The sequence below is a fragment of the Geobacillus proteiniphilus genome, from assembly GCF_001908025.1.
GTDB lineage: Bacteria > Bacillota > Bacilli > Bacillales > Anoxybacillaceae > Geobacillus > Geobacillus proteiniphilus.
Window position 1 is genome coordinate 55,038 of record NZ_MQMG01000006.1, and the last position, 14,914, is coordinate 69,951.

At 53.4% G+C, this 14,914-nt stretch carries 19 protein-coding genes and 1 riboswitch; of the genes, 11 read left to right on the forward strand and 8 right to left on the reverse strand.

The window, feature by feature from the left end:
- Positions 1-99: 99 nt before the first annotated feature.
- Positions 100-933 (reverse strand): YihY/virulence factor BrkB family protein, encoded by an 834-nt coding sequence (locus tag BRO54_RS03705; protein WP_033024700.1) that lies wholly within the window; start codon positions 931-933, stop codon positions 100-102.
- Positions 934-984: 51 nt separating this feature from the next.
- Complete coding sequence (locus tag BRO54_RS03710) at positions 985-1,473, reverse strand: low molecular weight protein-tyrosine-phosphatase (RefSeq protein WP_033024743.1); 489 nt, start codon at positions 1,471-1,473, stop codon at positions 985-987.
- Between the two features lie 352 nt (positions 1,474-1,825).
- Here BRO54_RS03710 and BRO54_RS03715 point away from each other — a divergent pair, with 352 nt between their 5' ends.
- The 9 genes from BRO54_RS03715 to BRO54_RS03750 all read left to right on the forward strand — a co-directional run bounded on the left by BRO54_RS03715 (position 1,826) and on the right by BRO54_RS03750 (position 7,255).
- Entirely contained in the window at positions 1,826-2,050 is a 225-nt protein-coding gene (locus tag BRO54_RS03715; RefSeq protein ID WP_011229922.1) for a DUF1128 domain-containing protein, read from the forward strand.
- Between the two features lie 129 nt (positions 2,051-2,179).
- A riboswitch (SAM riboswitch) is annotated at positions 2,180-2,284 on the forward strand.
- A 125-nt stretch (positions 2,285-2,409) separates the two neighbouring features.
- Positions 2,410-3,117 (forward strand): phosphoadenylyl-sulfate reductase, encoded by a 708-nt coding sequence (locus BRO54_RS03720; protein WP_033024699.1) that lies wholly within the window; start codon positions 2,410-2,412, stop codon positions 3,115-3,117.
- Between the two features lie 15 nt (positions 3,118-3,132).
- Positions 3,133-3,261, forward strand: a complete 129-nt coding sequence (locus BRO54_RS03725; RefSeq protein ID WP_033024698.1) for a phosphate transporter — start codon at positions 3,133-3,135, stop codon at positions 3,259-3,261.
- Positions 3,221-3,388 (forward strand): hypothetical protein, encoded by a 168-nt coding sequence (locus BRO54_RS19310; RefSeq protein WP_239691195.1) that lies wholly within the window; start codon positions 3,221-3,223, stop codon positions 3,386-3,388. The genes BRO54_RS03725 and BRO54_RS19310 overlap by 41 nt, the downstream gene beginning before the upstream one ends.
- A 27-nt stretch (positions 3,389-3,415) precedes the next feature.
- Entirely contained in the window at positions 3,416-4,576 is a 1,161-nt protein-coding gene (sat, locus tag BRO54_RS03730; RefSeq protein ID WP_033024697.1) for a sulfate adenylyltransferase, read from the forward strand.
- A gap of 12 nt (positions 4,577-4,588) precedes the next feature.
- On the forward strand, positions 4,589-5,200 hold the full coding sequence (gene cysC, locus BRO54_RS03735) for an adenylyl-sulfate kinase (RefSeq protein ID WP_033024696.1): 612 nt from the start codon (positions 4,589-4,591) through the stop codon (positions 5,198-5,200).
- Between the two features lie 148 nt (positions 5,201-5,348).
- Complete coding sequence (gene cobA, locus BRO54_RS03740; protein WP_033024694.1) at positions 5,349-6,125, forward strand: uroporphyrinogen-III C-methyltransferase; 777 nt, start codon at positions 5,349-5,351, stop codon at positions 6,123-6,125.
- A gap of 10 nt (positions 6,126-6,135) precedes the next feature.
- Positions 6,136-6,882, forward strand: coding sequence for a sirohydrochlorin chelatase (locus tag BRO54_RS03745; RefSeq protein ID WP_033024693.1), 747 nt, complete (start codon positions 6,136-6,138; stop codon positions 6,880-6,882).
- Positions 6,883-6,970: 88 nt separating this feature from the next.
- The gene (locus BRO54_RS03750) at positions 6,971-7,255 is read left to right on the forward strand and encodes an acylphosphatase (protein WP_033024692.1); all 285 of its coding nucleotides are present in this window, start codon (positions 6,971-6,973) and stop codon (positions 7,253-7,255) included.
- Between the two features lie 166 nt (positions 7,256-7,421).
- Here BRO54_RS03750 and BRO54_RS03755 read toward each other — a convergent pair whose 3' ends face one another.
- Positions 7,422-8,189, reverse strand: coding sequence for an arginase family protein (locus BRO54_RS03755; protein ID WP_033024688.1), 768 nt, complete (start codon positions 8,187-8,189; stop codon positions 7,422-7,424).
- 165 nt (positions 8,190-8,354) lie between these two features.
- Between BRO54_RS03755 and BRO54_RS03760 the strand changes: the two genes are divergently transcribed.
- Both BRO54_RS03760 and bshB2 read left to right on the forward strand, forming a co-directional pair.
- Positions 8,355-8,702 (forward strand): YojF family protein, encoded by a 348-nt coding sequence (locus BRO54_RS03760; protein ID WP_033024687.1) that lies wholly within the window; start codon positions 8,355-8,357, stop codon positions 8,700-8,702.
- 13 nt (positions 8,703-8,715) lie between these two features.
- A complete protein-coding gene (gene bshB2 / locus BRO54_RS03765) occupies positions 8,716-9,369 on the forward strand; it encodes a bacillithiol biosynthesis deacetylase BshB2 (protein ID WP_023633711.1) in 654 nt (217 codons plus the stop codon).
- A gap of 182 nt (positions 9,370-9,551) precedes the next feature.
- Here the strand turns inward: bshB2 and BRO54_RS03770 are convergent, their stop codons facing one another.
- From BRO54_RS03770 to BRO54_RS03790, 5 genes are all read right to left on the reverse strand, one after another.
- Positions 9,552-10,373, reverse strand: coding sequence for a PhzF family phenazine biosynthesis protein (locus BRO54_RS03770; protein WP_033024686.1), 822 nt, complete (start codon positions 10,371-10,373; stop codon positions 9,552-9,554).
- The gene (locus BRO54_RS03775) at positions 10,370-11,011 is read right to left on the reverse strand and encodes a precorrin-2 dehydrogenase/sirohydrochlorin ferrochelatase family protein (RefSeq protein ID WP_033024742.1); all 642 of its coding nucleotides are present in this window, start codon (positions 11,009-11,011) and stop codon (positions 10,370-10,372) included. Before BRO54_RS03775 ends, BRO54_RS03770 begins: the two co-directional genes overlap by 4 nt.
- A 205-nt stretch (positions 11,012-11,216) precedes the next feature.
- Positions 11,217-11,786 (reverse strand): PX domain-containing protein, encoded by a 570-nt coding sequence (locus tag BRO54_RS03780; protein WP_033024685.1) that lies wholly within the window; start codon positions 11,784-11,786, stop codon positions 11,217-11,219.
- A gap of 205 nt (positions 11,787-11,991) precedes the next feature.
- On the reverse strand, positions 11,992-12,363 hold the full coding sequence (locus BRO54_RS03785; RefSeq protein ID WP_013144260.1) for a DnaJ family domain-containing protein: 372 nt from the start codon (positions 12,361-12,363) through the stop codon (positions 11,992-11,994).
- A gap of 1 nt (position 12,364) precedes the next feature.
- Positions 12,365-14,821, reverse strand: coding sequence for a putative bifunctional diguanylate cyclase/phosphodiesterase (locus BRO54_RS03790; protein WP_033024684.1), 2,457 nt, complete (start codon positions 14,819-14,821; stop codon positions 12,365-12,367).
- Positions 14,822-14,914 lie beyond the last annotated feature (93 nt).

Here is a 14,914-nt window from a genome sequence, read left to right on the forward strand (position 1 = left end):
TGCCCCCGTCTTTTTTCGTATGTTTCGTCACCTTGATCCCCCCTATGCCAAGATCCCCTGCATTGTTACGATATCCCGTCTCGGCACCGTTTATGCATGCTAACGCTGCCATCTTTTCCCTTCGCGCTCACAGTCAAACATGGCGTTGAGTTCCCCCCCTAAGACAAGAATCATGCCGGACAAATAAAACCAAACCATCAACACGATCATCCCGCCAAGGCTGCCATACATCGCCGTGTAGTTGGCAAAGTTGTTGACATAATACGCGAACGCCAGCGACGTCGCAATCCAGCCGGCAGTGGCAAACAGCGCGCCGCGCACGACGTTGACGCAGCGAAGCTGTTTGTTCGGCGCGAAATAATAAAGGGCAGTAAAGACGGCAAACAGTAACAGCGAACTCGTCACCCAGCGGAACGCATTCCAAACATCCAAAAACTGTTGCGACAACCCGAGAGCAGAGAACAAAAACAGTCCGATCATCCGCCCGAAGACCGGAAGCACGAGGGCGACAACAATAACGACGATCATGCCGAGCGTCAACACGACCGACAAGCTGCGGGCCACCCAAAATGGGCGGTCTTCCTCCACATCATAGGCACGGTTGAACGCCCGCATAATGGCGCTCATGCCGTTGGAGGCCGACCAGATGGCGCCGATGATGCTTAACGACAGCAACTCCCCGTTTTGCTCGTCCATGAGGCGGCGAACGTTCGCCTCAATCAGGTGAAGCGCCTCTTTCGGCGCATATTGTCGCACAACTTCGAGAACATCTTCGTGCGGAATCGGCAAATACGCTAATAGCGTCATTAAAAACAGCAAAAACGGAAAGAGCGACAGAAGAAAGTAATACGCCAATTCCGCCGACAAGCGCGGGATTTCATCTTCCGTAAAACGGCGGGCCAACTCACGGATGAACGCCAAATTTACGACCATCGGCCGCCCTCCTTCCCCGTTTTTCCCAAGACAGGTGCACCGCCCTCAAAGTCATTTTGTTTCCTCCGCACCAAGCCGATGGTCGCGGATGATCCTCTCAAGCAAATACTCGCACCCCGAGCGGACGAGGCGATACACTTCGGCAAAATTCCCGGTATAATACGGATCAGGCACATCGTCTTTTTCCCGGTCGGGAACAAAGTCAAGCAACCGGGCGAGCACCGCTTTCGAACGGGAGCCAGCCAATCGGCGCAAATCGTTCAAGTTGGCTGCGTCCATGGCGATGATGTAATCAAATTCTTCCAAGTCACGGTGGTTCACTTGCCGGGCGCGGATGCCGGAGTAGTCGATCTTGTTTTCAGTCAAAACCCTTCTTGTCCCCACATGCGGCGGCTCACCGACATGCCAGCTGCCTGTTCCCGCCGAATCAACGACAATCAGCCCGTCAAGCCCCCGCTCTTTCACCAAATGGCGGAAGACCGCTTCCGCCATCGGCGATCGGCAAATGTTTCCAAGACAAACAAACAGCACTTTAATCATCCAAACAGCCACCCCTCTCGCTATGTCCACGGTGCTTTCCACCGTTAGTTTTCCTTCTTTCCTTTTCATCTAGCCCCTTTTTGGCCCTAGAAGGAAGGTCGGTGATGTAACGAAAAAACACTCCAGGGGGGAGCTTTCGCGAATGGATCAACAACTCTTCCGCGCGTTCACGACAACCATTTTGAAGAAAACGCGGTGTTTCACCAACCTTCTACACTGGCACTATGCATGTGCACCTACATTTTACCACATCATCCGTTTTTCATCAGAAAAGCAAGCCATGCAATCTCTCCCCATTCTTCCTGCACCTATGGTACAATACATAGTAACTTGCCATGAAAGGAGCAAACCAATGGATTTATCAAAACGGTCGGCGGAAAACGTCGCCTACATGATCGAACAGCTGAAGCAAAAGTTGAAAGTGCTGAACTTGGATGCCATCAAGCCGTCCCATTTTTCCGAGGAATGGTACGATGAATTGAGAGACATTTACGAGATGGTGATGAAACGCGAGACGTTCAGCCCAAGCGAAATGCAGGCGATTGTCGAAGAGCTCGGAAGCCTGCGCAAAAAATAACGTTCCCATCTGCTGCTAGGCAGGCAATGCAGCTGTTTCGCATAAAAACAATTCCTATCGAAAAACTATGATTGACATTATCGTCAATTGTGCTAAAATTTTAATCAATTAAATGACATGCGTTGCATACGTTGCTCGGGAGTGAGGGAGGAATTGGCTCAATGAACTCCGACAACCTGCCACCTATAGCAAAGTGCCAATTCCAGCTAAAGAAGATCTTTAGTAAAATAAGGGGCGCCCTTTCTCCCGCTCTTTCTGGTTAATGCAAGGAAGGATTTTTGCCGCCGAATTGCCGTTTGGCCGCTATATATCCGACTAATTATGTGGATTTTCTTTGATTTTATGAGGAGGAGAAACCGATGCTCACGTATGATCAGTGGGAAACGGCGGAAAAACCGTCTTTTCCGTTCGATAATGAAACAAAAGGGGCTCTTGACGTCCTCGCTTGGGCGTATCGCGAATACGGCGATGAGATCGTATACGCGTGCAGCTTCGGTGTTGAGGGGATCGTGCTTATTGATCTCATCTCCCAAGTCAAGCCGGATGCGGAAATCGTATTTTTGGACACTGGTCTGCATTTCCGGGAGACGTATGATACGATCGCAAAAGTGAAAGAGAAATATCCGGCGCTTCGCATCGTGATGAAACAGCCGCGCCTAACGTTAGAAGAACAAAAGGCGCAATTTGGCGACGAGCTTTGGAAACGCGACCCGAACAAATGCTGTGAGCTGCGCAAAGTCATTCCGCTGCGCGAGGTGCTGACCGGGGTGACGGCGTGGATTTCCGGCTTGCGCCGCGAACAATCGCCGACGCGGCGGCATGTCGAGTACATCAACAAAGACGACAAATTCCGTTCTATTAAAGTTTGTCCGCTCATTCACTGGACGTGGAAGGATGTATGGAATTACGTGTATCAACACAACCTTCCGTACAATGTACTTCATGACCACGGCTACCCGAGCATCGGCTGCGCCCCGTGCACGACGCCGGCTACAGATCCGAACGACTTGCGCTCCGGGCGCTGGGCCGGCCAAGGGAAGACGGAATGCGGTCTTCATCTCGCTTAAGGAGAGAAAAACGATATGCTCCTTGCCATTGCTTTGATCGCATCCTTTTTCTTCGCCATGAACATCGAGGCGAGCGGCGCGGCGGCCTCGATGGGCGTCGCTGATGAATCGGACGCCATTCCGATTCGTCAAGCTGCTGTTTGACAGCGACGTCTATACGGTCATCGCCATCTTGAGCGTCTGCTTGGCGACGCTTGGCGTCATCAGCTTAAAAAAACGGTCGCCGAAGAAGAACGTTCGCTTCACGAACATGGCGGCGGCATTTAATTAACATCTATCAATCTAGGAGGTTATGAACATGAGCTTAAGCACCCCGCATGGCGGTACATTAATCAATCGTTGGAATCCGGACTATCCACTTGATGAGGCGACCAAAACGATCGAGCTCTCCAAAGCCGAACTGAGCGACTTGGAGCTAATCGGAACGGGCGCCTACAGCCCCCTCACTGGTTTTTTAACGAAAACGGATTACGACGCGGTTGTTGAAACAATGCGTCTTTCTGACGGCACCGTCTGGAGCATTCCGATCACGCTCGCGGTAACAGAAGAAAAAGCGAAAGAGCTCGCCGTCGGCGATAAGGCGAAACTCGTTTATCATGGCGACGTCTACGGCGTCATTGAGATTGCTGACATTTACCGCCCAGACAAAACGAAAGAAGCGAAGCTCGTTTATAAAACGGATGAACTTGCTCACCCAGGTGTGCGCAAACTGTTTGAAAAGCCGGATGTGTATGTCGGCGGGGAGATTACGCTTGTCAAACGGACCGACAAAGGCCAATTCGCCGCGTTTTATTTTGATCCAGCGGAAACGCGGAAAAAGTTTGCTGAGTTTGGCTGGAACACCGTTGTCGGCTTCCAAACGCGCAATCCGGTTCACCGCGCCCATGAATACATTCAAAAATGCGCGCTCGAGATCGTTGATGGCCTGTTTTTAAACCCACTCGTCGGCGAAACGAAAGCGGACGATATTCCGGCTGACATCCGGATGGAAAGCTATCAAGTGCTGCTGGAAAACTATTACCCGAAAGACCGCGTTTTCCTCGGCGTCTTCCAAGCAGCGATGCGCTATGCCGGTCCGCGTGAAGCCATTTTCCACGCGATGGTGCGCAAAAATTTCGGCTGCACGCACTTCATCGTCGGCCGCGACCACGCTGGTGTCGGCAATTATTACGGTACGTATGATGCGCAAAAAATCTTCTTGAACTTTACGGCTGAAGAGCTTGGCATTACGCCGCTCTTTTTCGAACATAGCTTTTACTGCACGAAATGCGAAGGGATGGCATCGACAAAAACGTGTCCGCATGACGCGAAATACCATGTCGTCCTTTCCGGCACGAAAGTTCGTGAAATGCTGCGCAACGGCCAAGTGCCGCCGAGCACGTTCAGCCGTCCGGAAGTGGCCGCCGTCTTGATCAAAGGGCTGCAAGAACGCGAAACGGTCGCCCCGTCAGCGCGCTAAAGGAGGATCGCGATGAGCACGAACATCGTTTGGCATCACACATCGGTCACAAAAGAAGACCGGCGCAAGCGCAACGGCCATCATAGCGCCATCCTTTGGTTCACCGGGCTGTCCGGCTCCGGCAAATCGACGGTGGCCAACGCCGTCTCCAGACGACTGTTTGAGCTCGGCATTCAGAATTACGTCTTAGACGGCGACAACATCCGGCACGGGCTCAATAAAGATCTCGGCTTTTCCGCCGCCGACCGGACGGAAAACATCCGCCGCATCGGCGAAGTGGCGAAGCTGTTTGTCGACAGCGGCCAGTTTGTGCTGACGGCGTTCATCTCGCCGTTTGCCGAAGACCGGGCGCTCGTCCGCCGCTTAGTCGAAGAAGACGAGTTCATCGAAATTTACGTCAACTGCCCGCTTGAAGAATGCGAAAAACGCGACCCGAAAGGGCTGTATCAAAAAGCCCGCCGCGGGGAAATCCGTGAATTTACGGGCATCGACTCGCCGTACGAAGCGCCGGAAGCACCGGAGCTGACGATCGAAACACACCGTTATTCGGTTGACGAATGTGCCGAGCAAGTGCTCGCCTACCTGCGCAAGCGAGGAATGATCCCGGCCGCGAAAACAGACTAATTCCCTCATCCCCTGCCAAAAAAGAACGGGAGGTCATTTGACAAGGTCGTTTTCATCCCAAGGCAGACCATTTACAATAAAAGCAGCCGAGCATCCATGCCGCTTTCCGGCGGCTGGCTGAATCATGCACGAAGGGGCTGAAACAACGATGGGCAAAGTGTATCTTGTCGGCGCCGGCCCCGGCGACCCGGAACTCATTACCGTCAAAGGATTAAAATGCATCCAGCAGGCGGATGTCATTTTGTACGACCGTCTCATCAATGAAGAGTTGCTTTCATATGCCAAGCCGGACGCCGAACTCATCTTTTGCGGCAAGCTGCCCGGCTTCCATGCCATGCAGCAGGAAACGATCAACCATGCGCTCGTCTGGCATGCCAAAAAAGGAAAAACGGTCGTCCGCTTAAAGGGCGGCGATCCGTTCGTGTTCGGGCGCGGCGGCGAAGAGGCCGAGGCGCTGGCCAAACATGGGATCGAATTTGAGATCGTTCCCGGCATCACCTCCGCCATCGCGGCGGCGGCTTATGCCGGCATCCCTGTCACCCATCGCGCGTTCAGCTCAAGCGTCGCCTTTGTCACCGGGCATCGGCGCGACGGAAGTCGTGACGAGATCAAATGGGAAAGCCTCGCCAAAGGCATCGATACGATCTCCATTTACATGGGGGTTCATCACTTGCCATACATTTGCGGCCAGCTGATGAAATATGGAAAAGCGCCGGAGACGCCGGCGGCGGTCATCGAATGGGGAACGACAACTGCTCAGCGCACCGTCACCGGCACGCTCGCGACGATCGCGGCCGTCGTCGCCAAAGAAAACATCCAAAATCCGAGCATGATCATTATCGGAGACGTCGTCCGGCTGCGGGCCAACATTCAATGGTTTGAGCAGTTGCTCGCGTCATCCGCAGCCGCTGGCGCAACATCGTGAGGCGATGGCGATGGAAGCTGTTTTGTACGTCAGCCACGGCAGCCGCATTGCCGCTGCGCGCCATGAAGCGGCGCGTTTCGTCGAACAGTGCCGGAGGACCATCGATATTCCGATTCAAGAGCTATGCTTTGTCGAGCTCGCGGAACCGGACATTGTCACCGGCGTTGACCGTTGTGTCGCCCAAGGGGCGACACGCGTCATCGTCGTTCCGCTTCTCCTTCTTTCCGCAGGGCATGCCAAACACGATATTCCAGCGGCATTGGACATCGCGAGACGGCGCCATCCGTCCGTTGATATCCTCTGCGGCGCTCCGTTCGGCGTCCATGAAACAATGATCGACATCATTATCGACCGCATCAGCGAACAGTCCGCACCGCTTGACGGCGAATCGATGATCCTTCTTGTCGGCCGCGGCAGCAGCGATCCCGACACGAAACGCGACATGTCCGCCATCGCCGCACTTTTAAAAGAAAAAACAAACGTGCCGCACGTGGACGTTTGTTTTCTCGCTGCCATCCGCCCGACGCTTGATGAAGGGCTCGAACGAGCCCATGCATCGGCGTATCGGCGTGTGTTTGTCGTCCCGTACTTATTGTTTACCGGCGTCTTAATGAAAACGATCGAACGGAAGTTGCAAGGGTTCTCTGTTTCCGACAAGCAGTGGCGTTTATGCTCTTACCTAGGCTATCACCCGCGGCTTGTGCTGCACATTCAACAACAAGTATCATCGCTATCATCCGTAAAAAAAGGAGCTTGAACCATCAAGCTCCTTTTTTCATGTACTTTCGACCTCATCTATTATATGATAGAAGCAGAACAACCGTGATAAAGGAGGACTCATCGGCGTGAAAAGAGTTCATGTCATCGTGGAAGGGCGCGTGCAAGGCGTCGGGTTTCGATACTTCGTCCAACACGAAGCATTGAAGCGCCAGCTGACCGGTTGGGTGAAAAACAATGATGACGGAACAGTGGAAATGGAAGTTCAGGGGAATGAAAGCGCCCTTCAACTCTTTTTGAACACCATTGAAGCCGGAACGATGTTTGCCAAAGTCGCCCGCATGCACATCGAGCCGCACGATGTCCGCCCCGATGAAAAACAATTTCGCATTATGTACGGGAGCGGCTTTTGACAACTAGGCTCATCCCCTCAAGCAGCGGCCTTCCCGGCTTTTTCAGCCATCGAGCCGACAGAAGCGCCGGCCCGCTCGCCAAAATCCGAAGGGACAGCGTCTCCCTTGCTTTTCTGACCGCCAAACCAAAAACGGTGCTGCCTTTCCCGCTCTTCTCGCCGCTCGATTACGCCGGCCGCAAATGCGGCGCTGCATAATGGAAACATGTTTCCAAAATGGCCATGTTCGCCTGTTCATTTTTTCGCCGCGCTTCGCGACAAAGCGGGTCGAACACGTCGACAGCGGATGGCGGGTACTCGCCGCATATGTCTACGCCGAGCACTTTTTTATGGAATAAGAGCAATCGGAGGCAGGCGAGCAGCCGGGATAGCGGAATCACTCCTTGATCCCAGTTCGTGACCGCGTCTTCGCGGCGAAGAGCGTCTTTATCGATGCTGATATAGATGCTTCCGGTCGGGATGGTCTCGATGAGCGCTTTTGGCCATTCATCATGATCATCAAATGGAAGAACAGTCATGTTCGGAGATAAACGGAGTTGATGCGAAGAAGCAGTTGGGCCAACGATAACGACTTTTTGCAGCCGCGGATGCTTAAGTGCATAGGAGACCCATGAGCCGCACGAAATGACATCATCTCCTTCTTCAGCATCCGTATGGCGGTCAAAAAGAACGAGCGTAAACGGTTCGTTGATCTCTTTAAGCAATAAATATGTGACATAATGGTAGTTTCCGCTGCCGATCAGCACCGCCCCGCGCTTCCGCCGCCGCTCAAGCCGCCGCTCAATTTCAGCAAGCGCCACTTCGCTGCAATACAAATTCGTCTCCGGTACATCAGTGAGATCGACCCATTCGTGCGGAAACTGAAACAGCCGCTTTTGCGGCCGGTACACGCCGTCAAAATTAAGCATCGTGACACCATTGCCTTGAAACCCCATCGATCATCACCTTTCTTTCGTTGAATCAGCATTCAACGCTTTGTAGGTGCGGATGAGTCCAAGATGTGTCTCTATTTTGATTATACAATAGAAGTCGAAATATTTCCGCTCACACGCCTCGGTCATGTACAATAATAGAAAAACAAACAGCAAGGAGGGAGCCGCTTGCAACCGATCGACACGGCCGCCGTGCAAGAGGCGCTGAATCGTTTTGCCAATCGTGACGTGTATATTCATTTGGAAACGACGAACGGAGCATACGCCTCCCATCATAACGAAGGCTTTTATTCCGTCGGCGCCTACATCCGCAACGCCTGCATCCGCTTCACCCGCGGCAAGATCACCGGCCCCGGGCCATACCGCGTCGGACTGAAGCTTGATCTTGGCTGGGTGTACGCAGAAGGGCTGACCCATTGGGAATGGACAGAAAAAGGACAATTACTGTTGGCAGGCCATGATGATCAAGGGAAATTGGCCGTCGCCCTCGAACTAAGCGACGAACCGTTTGTGTAAGGAGGGAGTTCCGTTGAACGAACGACATGTGCTCGTTGTTTTTCCCCACCCAGACGATGAAGCGTTCGGCGTGTCGGGAACGATTGCCGAGCATGCGCAAAACGGCACGCCGGTGACGTACGCTTGCTTGACGCTCGGAGAAATGGGGCGCAATATGGGCGTGCCTCCGTTTGCCAACCGCGAAACGCTTCCACACATCCGCAAGCAAGAACTGGAGGAAGCATGCCGCATTCTCGGCATTCATGATTTGCGCCTGCTCGGCTATCGCGACAAGACGGTCGAGTTTGAGGATGAAGAAGAGCTGGCTGACCGGATCGCCGCCATCGTGGCGGAAACGAATCCATCGCTTGTCATTACGTTTTACCCCGGCTACAGCGTCCACCCCGACCATGATGCGTGTGGAGCCGCTGTCATCCGCGCCTTAAAGCGCTGGCCGAAAGAAGAACGGCCAACCGTCCATTGCGTTGCGTTTGCGAAAAACTGCGAACAAGACCTTGGCCAGCCGGATGTCGTGCGCGATGTCAGCTCGGTGATCGATACGAAGCTGGCCGCCATTCGCGCCCACCGTTCGCAAACCGAAGGACTGATGCAGGCGGCATCCAAACGCGGCGATGCGCTTGCTTGGCTCAAAACGGAACGGTTTTGGACGTATCGGTGGGATGACTAAACGTATACAGGCGCCGGCCGCACCTCCAAGCTGGCTGAACCGGCACGGCCGGCCCGCCGCCGAAAAAAGGAAGCCCGCCTTTCACGTGAGGCTTGGGCGCCTTTTTCGTTGGCATAGGCAGTGAAGAAAACACCAGCCCGCCCAACCGAATCCGGAACAGGCATTGTTTCCGCTGGAATGTTTCAGATGGGTTGCAATCCGAAAGCGGCCTCGGCGGCCAGATCCCCTTTCAGCACGGTGACGGCTTTTCCTTCGAGCTGAACCCTCTCGCCTGCCACCATCACCCGCACAATGCCGCCTCGGGCTGAAGCTTGGTAGCCGACTAACGTCGTTTTCCCAAGCTTGTCCGCCCAATACGGCCCGAGGCAACAGTGAGCGGAGCCGGTAACCGGGTCTTCCGGCACACCGAGAGCTGGAAAAAAGGCCCGCGATACAAAATCCATTTCTTCTGCCGTTGAACGGCTTGTCACAATGATGCCGCGCGCATCTACTTCTTGAAGCAGGCGGAAATCCGGGGTCAGTCTGCGTACCTCCTGTTCTGAGCCGATTTCCACCAAATAATCGAACCGGTTGCGCCCGATAAACAGCGGTTCAGCTGGCAAGGCACCAACAAGCGCAGCAGGAGGCGACTCAACCCGCACTGGCGTTTCGTTCGGAAAATCGAGCCGAATCCAACCATCGTTGTTTATAGCCGTCAATACTCCGCTGTTCGTGAAAAAGGCAATCGCTTCATCTCGGCGGTGTTCCCCGCGCTCCCACAGCACATGGGCACTCGCCAAAGTTGCATGGCCGCACAAATCAACCTCTGCTTTAGGGGTAAACCAGCGCAGACGATAGCCGCCCTCATGTGGAACTAAAAAGGCCGTCTCAGACAAATTCATTTCTGCGGCAACACGCTGCATCCACTCATCCCCAACCGGCTGCGGCAACAAGCAGACGGCTGCCGGGTTGCCGGCAAACGGCCGGTCGGTGAACGCATCGACAATATACATCGGAATGTTCATTGCTCTTCCCCTCTTTCCCCGTTTCGTTTTTTTTCGTTCGCCAATAGCTGAGCCAACTCTTCATCCCATCGGCCGCGCTGCCGGAAGGAATCAGCAGCGAGCGCCTGAAACAGCCGCTTCCGTCCCTCAGCGTCCTCCACTTCGCGCAATACGATGCCGCGGGCCCGCTGCAAAAACTCAAGATACGGCCTGTACTCTTCGCCATACTGCTCCTCAAGCTCGCGGCGAATGCGGCGAGCAACCGCCGGACTTGCCCCCCCGGTCGACACGGCAATTGTGAGCGGACCGCGGCGGACAACAGCGGGAACGTGAAAATCACACCGCTCCGGATCATCCACGACATTTACGAGTTGACCGGGTGCTGCTGCTTGCGTCACCGCTTCATTCACCTTGCGATCGTTCGTCGCGGCAATCACCAAAAAGGCCCCCGCCAAATCGTCTCGGTCAAACCGCTTTTTCTTCCAAACGATCATCCCCCCCGCGGCCAACGCTTGAAGCTCCGGCTCCGCTTCAGGCGCAATCATCACGATTTCCGCCCCTGCCTCTAACAATCCATGAATTTTCCTTGCCGCCACCTTCCCGCCGCCGACAACGACCGCCCGGCGGCCGCGAAGCTGAAGAATCACTGGATATCCCATCGCTTTCTCCTCCCGCAATACAGACGCTCCTTTGGCCGGTTTTGGGCCCGATCCTCTCGACCAACGAACACGGCTCTTTTCCTTGATCGCTTGCACTCGAGCTGTGAACTGTTGACGAAGCCATTGTCCGCCGCAACATTCGCTGAAAAGCAAGATGAAGAAAAAAAGAAGCCGTGCATCGAACACGGCCTTTTTCTTCATTATATCATCCTTGTTTCACTTCCTGAAGCCATTTCGCCAACCGTTCATTTTTCTTTTTCATATGATCGAGCCATTGCGGGAGCAGTTTTTTCATGGCCTCCTGATCATTGTTCTCCATAGCCTGTCTCGTTTGTTCATGAAGCAGATGAAGCTGCTGTTTTTCTTCTTTCGTCATCCACTGTTTCTTTTTATGTAACTGTTTCCATTCTTTCTTAAACTGTTCTTTTGTGATTTTTTTATCGACTAGCTGATCGATGAGCCGGTCAAGCGCTGCTTCGCGCTCTTTTTTCATCTTTTTGCACTTTTCTTTGATGGCCTGTTTCACATTTTCATCGTTCAACTGCTGACGCAACGCGTTCCGCTCATCCAGCACTTTTTTCCATTCTTCTTCCTGCTCAGGCGTATATTTTTGGACCATCTCCATCCACTTTTGCTCGTCAAGTCCCTCATGCTTCCACATATGGCCGACCGGCAAATGCACATCGCCCCCCCCGCCTGCATGGCTTCGAGCAGACACCCATGACGGCATCGCCAGAACGAGCGAAGCAAAAAAGGCAACCCATAATTTTCTCATCATGTGCACTCCTTTTTTCATTTCATTCACGATCCATCAACGACTAGACAGCTGGGATCAATCATTCTTTATTTTCCCTCCTTTGCGCTGCCTCCTTTCCGATCATTTACTCCTTCCTTATTTTCCCCGTTTTTTGGACATCTTTGCATAAAAAATGAGGAAACCCGCAAAAAAATCGTGTTTCCTCAGGATATTAAGGAATCGTCTAGCGAAATTTCTCTTCAATGCGCCGCCCGTAGTCGCGCAATGCCTTCGAGTTTGTCTGCCCCCGTTTCTTCATCAGTTCCGCAAACCGAAGCTGCTTTTCCGTCCGCTTTTTCTCCAGCTCCCGTTTTTCCTCATCATCCTCGCAGCAACGAAGCAAGTCCTCGAGCGTCAAAAGCTCTTTGCGCAACTCCGCTTCTTCCCTCACATAGCCGGCGTTTTTCAGCAACAAATACCCGAGTCGCAACTCCTCTGGAATGCGGGAAAGGTCTTCAATCTCAAGCGGTTTGCCGAAGCCGGGCAAGTTGTCGAACTCGCCGTTTTTCATCGCCTCGCGAATTTTCTCCTCGGCGATGCGCCAAAATCCGTCCATGTTACGTCAGCTCCTGTGCCTGCCGCCTCACGCGCTGCTCGTTTAAAAACCGGACGAGCTCGTCATACGGAAGCGGCGGGGAAAAATAATAGCCTTGCGCCTCGTCGCACCGTTTTCCTTGCAAATAAGCCGCTTCGGTCTCCGTTTCGACCCCTTCAGCCAGCACCTTTACACCTATATTATGCCCGAGGCGGATGATCGCCGGCAAGATGACATCTTTTTTTCCTTGAATATGCTGAACGAACGAACGGTCGATCTTCAGCCGATCGATCGGCAAATCCGTCAAGTAGCTGAGCGAACTGTAGCCGGTGCCGAAATCATCCATGCTGATCGTCACACCAAGCCCCTTCAGTTTCGAGAGAATATCAAGCGCACGTTCTGTATCCATGGTCATCCGCTCCGTAATTTCCAGATCTAAATGGTGCGGCGGCAGCCCGGCGTCGGCGAGCAGGCGGGCGAGTTTATCCACAAATCGGCGGCTTTCAAATTCATATGGCGATAAGTTGATGGAAACGGACAAGTCAGGAAAACGATCAAGCAGTTGCTTCGTCTGTTCACAAGCCGTGCGGATGACCCATTCGTTGATCGGGATGATCATGCCGGTCTGTTCGGCAACAGGGATAAACAATGACGGCGAAACCATCCCTTTTTCCGGATGGCGCCAGCGAATCAACGCCTCCATGCCGATCACTTGCTGGTCGTGAAGCCGAATTTGCGGCTGATAGTATAATTCAAATTCCTCATTTTCAAGCGCACGCCGCAAGTCGCGTTCCATCGCCATCTTTTCATGGAGACGAATCGCCATCGGCTCAGTGAAAAAGAGAAAATCGCTCGCCGCTTTTTTTCGCACCTCGTAGCGAGCAATATCCGCCTTGCGAATCAACGTTTTTGCATCCTCCCCATCTTTTGGGTAGACGCTGATGCCGATGTTCACGGTCACATACAATTCCATCCCATTGACGACAATCGGTTCGTCGGCCACCTCAATGAGCTGTTTCGCCATTTCTTCAGCCTTTTGATGTGTGCTGTTTGACACTACTGCGATGAACTCATTCCCGCTCCAGCGCCCGATGGCCATTCCTTGCTTTTCTTTCCATTCTTGCGCCAAATGGAGGAGCACTTCGTCCCCGACAGCGTAGCCATAAAAATCGTTGATCGTTTTAATCCCACTCACTTCTAAAAATATGACTGCCATTTCATGACGATGCTGTTTCGCCTCAGCAAGGCAACGCTCCACCGCTTTATACATCGCCTCCTTGTTCGGCAGCCCGGTCAGTTCGTCATGGTTGGCGATATAACGAATCCGCTCTTCGTTTTGTTTTTGTTCTGTCAAATCGCGGACAGCGGCCACCGTCACTTTTTCCCCTTCATAATCGTAGCGGCGCCGGACGATTTCCGCCGGAAATGCGGTGCCGTCTTTTCGGCGCAGCTCGATTTCAAAGCGCTCCGGTTCCTCATGCGGACGATTCAGTTTCATTGACCCGTCAACGACTAAATCCCCGATCGGCAAATGAATCAGCTCGCTTTCCGAATAGCCGAGCAGGCGGCACGCCGCTTCATTGACCTCAACGACTTTCCCGTGCGCATAGACGATCAGCCCTTCCATCGTCATTTCCGCCAGCCGCCGCAGCCGATGCTCGTTGGATGCGAGCGTTTTTTTATAGACAGCCAACGCCTTCCGTTCCATTTGTTGATGCAAAGCGAGCAAATAGGCAACCGCTGACGCCAAAAACATGGCCATCATCGTCCACATCGCCTGTTGCCGCCCTCGCTGCAAATGTTGCTCATACGTTTTGGCATCAAAATCGATGCCAACAACCGCATCCACCGTCCCGTCCGGTTGACGGATCGGCATAAACGCGCTGATGCTTCTTCCCCATTCGTCTGTTGTCGGGTGCTGTTCCATCGCAAACCGGCCGCGGAACGCCTCTTCGATCTCTGGAAAATGGCGGCGGTAAACCGTCCCAGGCGGAACAGCTTGTTCCTTTTGGCCGTCGATGCGGCCGTTCCGATTGTAGTCAGTCGCTGGCGCTGCAACGAAATATAGCTCACCGCGCTCATTCTTTTTTAACGTATACACGCTCAACACGCGGCCGTAATGTTGCCAACGCTCCAGCACCGCCATCACCACGTGATACGCAGGCAGATGTTCCGCCCTTTCATCGAGCCGTTCGTGCCCCATGGCGACCAAATCGCCGGCGATCATGCCGGCGATTTGCTTTGCGGCTTCCTCATATTCACGATGTTCTTGTTTTTCAGCATAATTGATATAGATCATCCCTGCCCCCAAAAAAAGCAGGGAAACGGTGGCAAACACAACAGTCAGTCTCGGCGCCGCCAGCCATGGGATGCCTCCCCAATGCCGTTTTGCCATCCAATGGCCGTATACATAGACACCGCCGACCGTCAAAAAAAGGCCCAAGATATACAAGATATATTCAAGTTGATTCGACATCATCCATCACCGTCATCGATTCTTCGACGCTTTGCTTTCATTATAAGACGGCCATTCTTCGCGCTGCCTCCCTCCACCGTTCCTATTTGTTCGACA

Coding starts and splice junctions, on each gene's coding strand:
- BRO54_RS19310 (WP_239691195.1), top strand. CDS start 3,221: ATGAATCGGACGCCATTCCGATTCGTCAAGCTGCTGTTTGACAGCGAC.
- BRO54_RS03775 (WP_033024742.1), bottom strand. CDS start 11,011: ATGGGATATCCAGTGATTCTTCAGCTTCGCGGCCGCCGGGCGGTCGTT.
- cysC (WP_033024696.1), top strand. CDS start 4,589: ATGAGCACGAACATCGTTTGGCATCACACATCGGTCACAAAAGAAGAC.
- BRO54_RS03705 (WP_033024700.1), bottom strand. CDS start 933: ATGGTCGTAAATTTGGCGTTCATCCGTGAGTTGGCCCGCCGTTTTACG.
- BRO54_RS03710 (WP_033024743.1), bottom strand. CDS start 1,473: ATGATTAAAGTGCTGTTTGTTTGTCTTGGAAACATTTGCCGATCGCCG.
- sat (WP_033024697.1), top strand. CDS start 3,416: ATGAGCTTAAGCACCCCGCATGGCGGTACATTAATCAATCGTTGGAAT.
- BRO54_RS03745 (WP_033024693.1), top strand. CDS start 6,136: ATGGAAGCTGTTTTGTACGTCAGCCACGGCAGCCGCATTGCCGCTGCG.
- BRO54_RS03720 (WP_033024699.1), top strand. CDS start 2,410: ATGCTCACGTATGATCAGTGGGAAACGGCGGAAAAACCGTCTTTTCCG.
- BRO54_RS03770 (WP_033024686.1), bottom strand. CDS start 10,373: ATGAACATTCCGATGTATATTGTCGATGCGTTCACCGACCGGCCGTTT.
- BRO54_RS03715 (WP_011229922.1), top strand. CDS start 1,826: ATGGATTTATCAAAACGGTCGGCGGAAAACGTCGCCTACATGATCGAA.
- BRO54_RS03785 (WP_013144260.1), bottom strand. CDS start 12,363: ATGGACGGATTTTGGCGCATCGCCGAGGAGAAAATTCGCGAGGCGATG.
- BRO54_RS03755 (WP_033024688.1), bottom strand. CDS start 8,189: ATGGGGTTTCAAGGCAATGGTGTCACGATGCTTAATTTTGACGGCGTG.
- cobA (WP_033024694.1), top strand. CDS start 5,349: ATGGGCAAAGTGTATCTTGTCGGCGCCGGCCCCGGCGACCCGGAACTC.
- BRO54_RS03725 (WP_033024698.1), top strand. CDS start 3,133: ATGCTCCTTGCCATTGCTTTGATCGCATCCTTTTTCTTCGCCATGAAC.
- BRO54_RS03780 (WP_033024685.1), bottom strand. CDS start 11,786: ATGAGAAAATTATGGGTTGCCTTTTTTGCTTCGCTCGTTCTGGCGATG.
- BRO54_RS03790 (WP_033024684.1), bottom strand. CDS start 14,821: ATGATGTCGAATCAACTTGAATATATCTTGTATATCTTGGGCCTTTTT.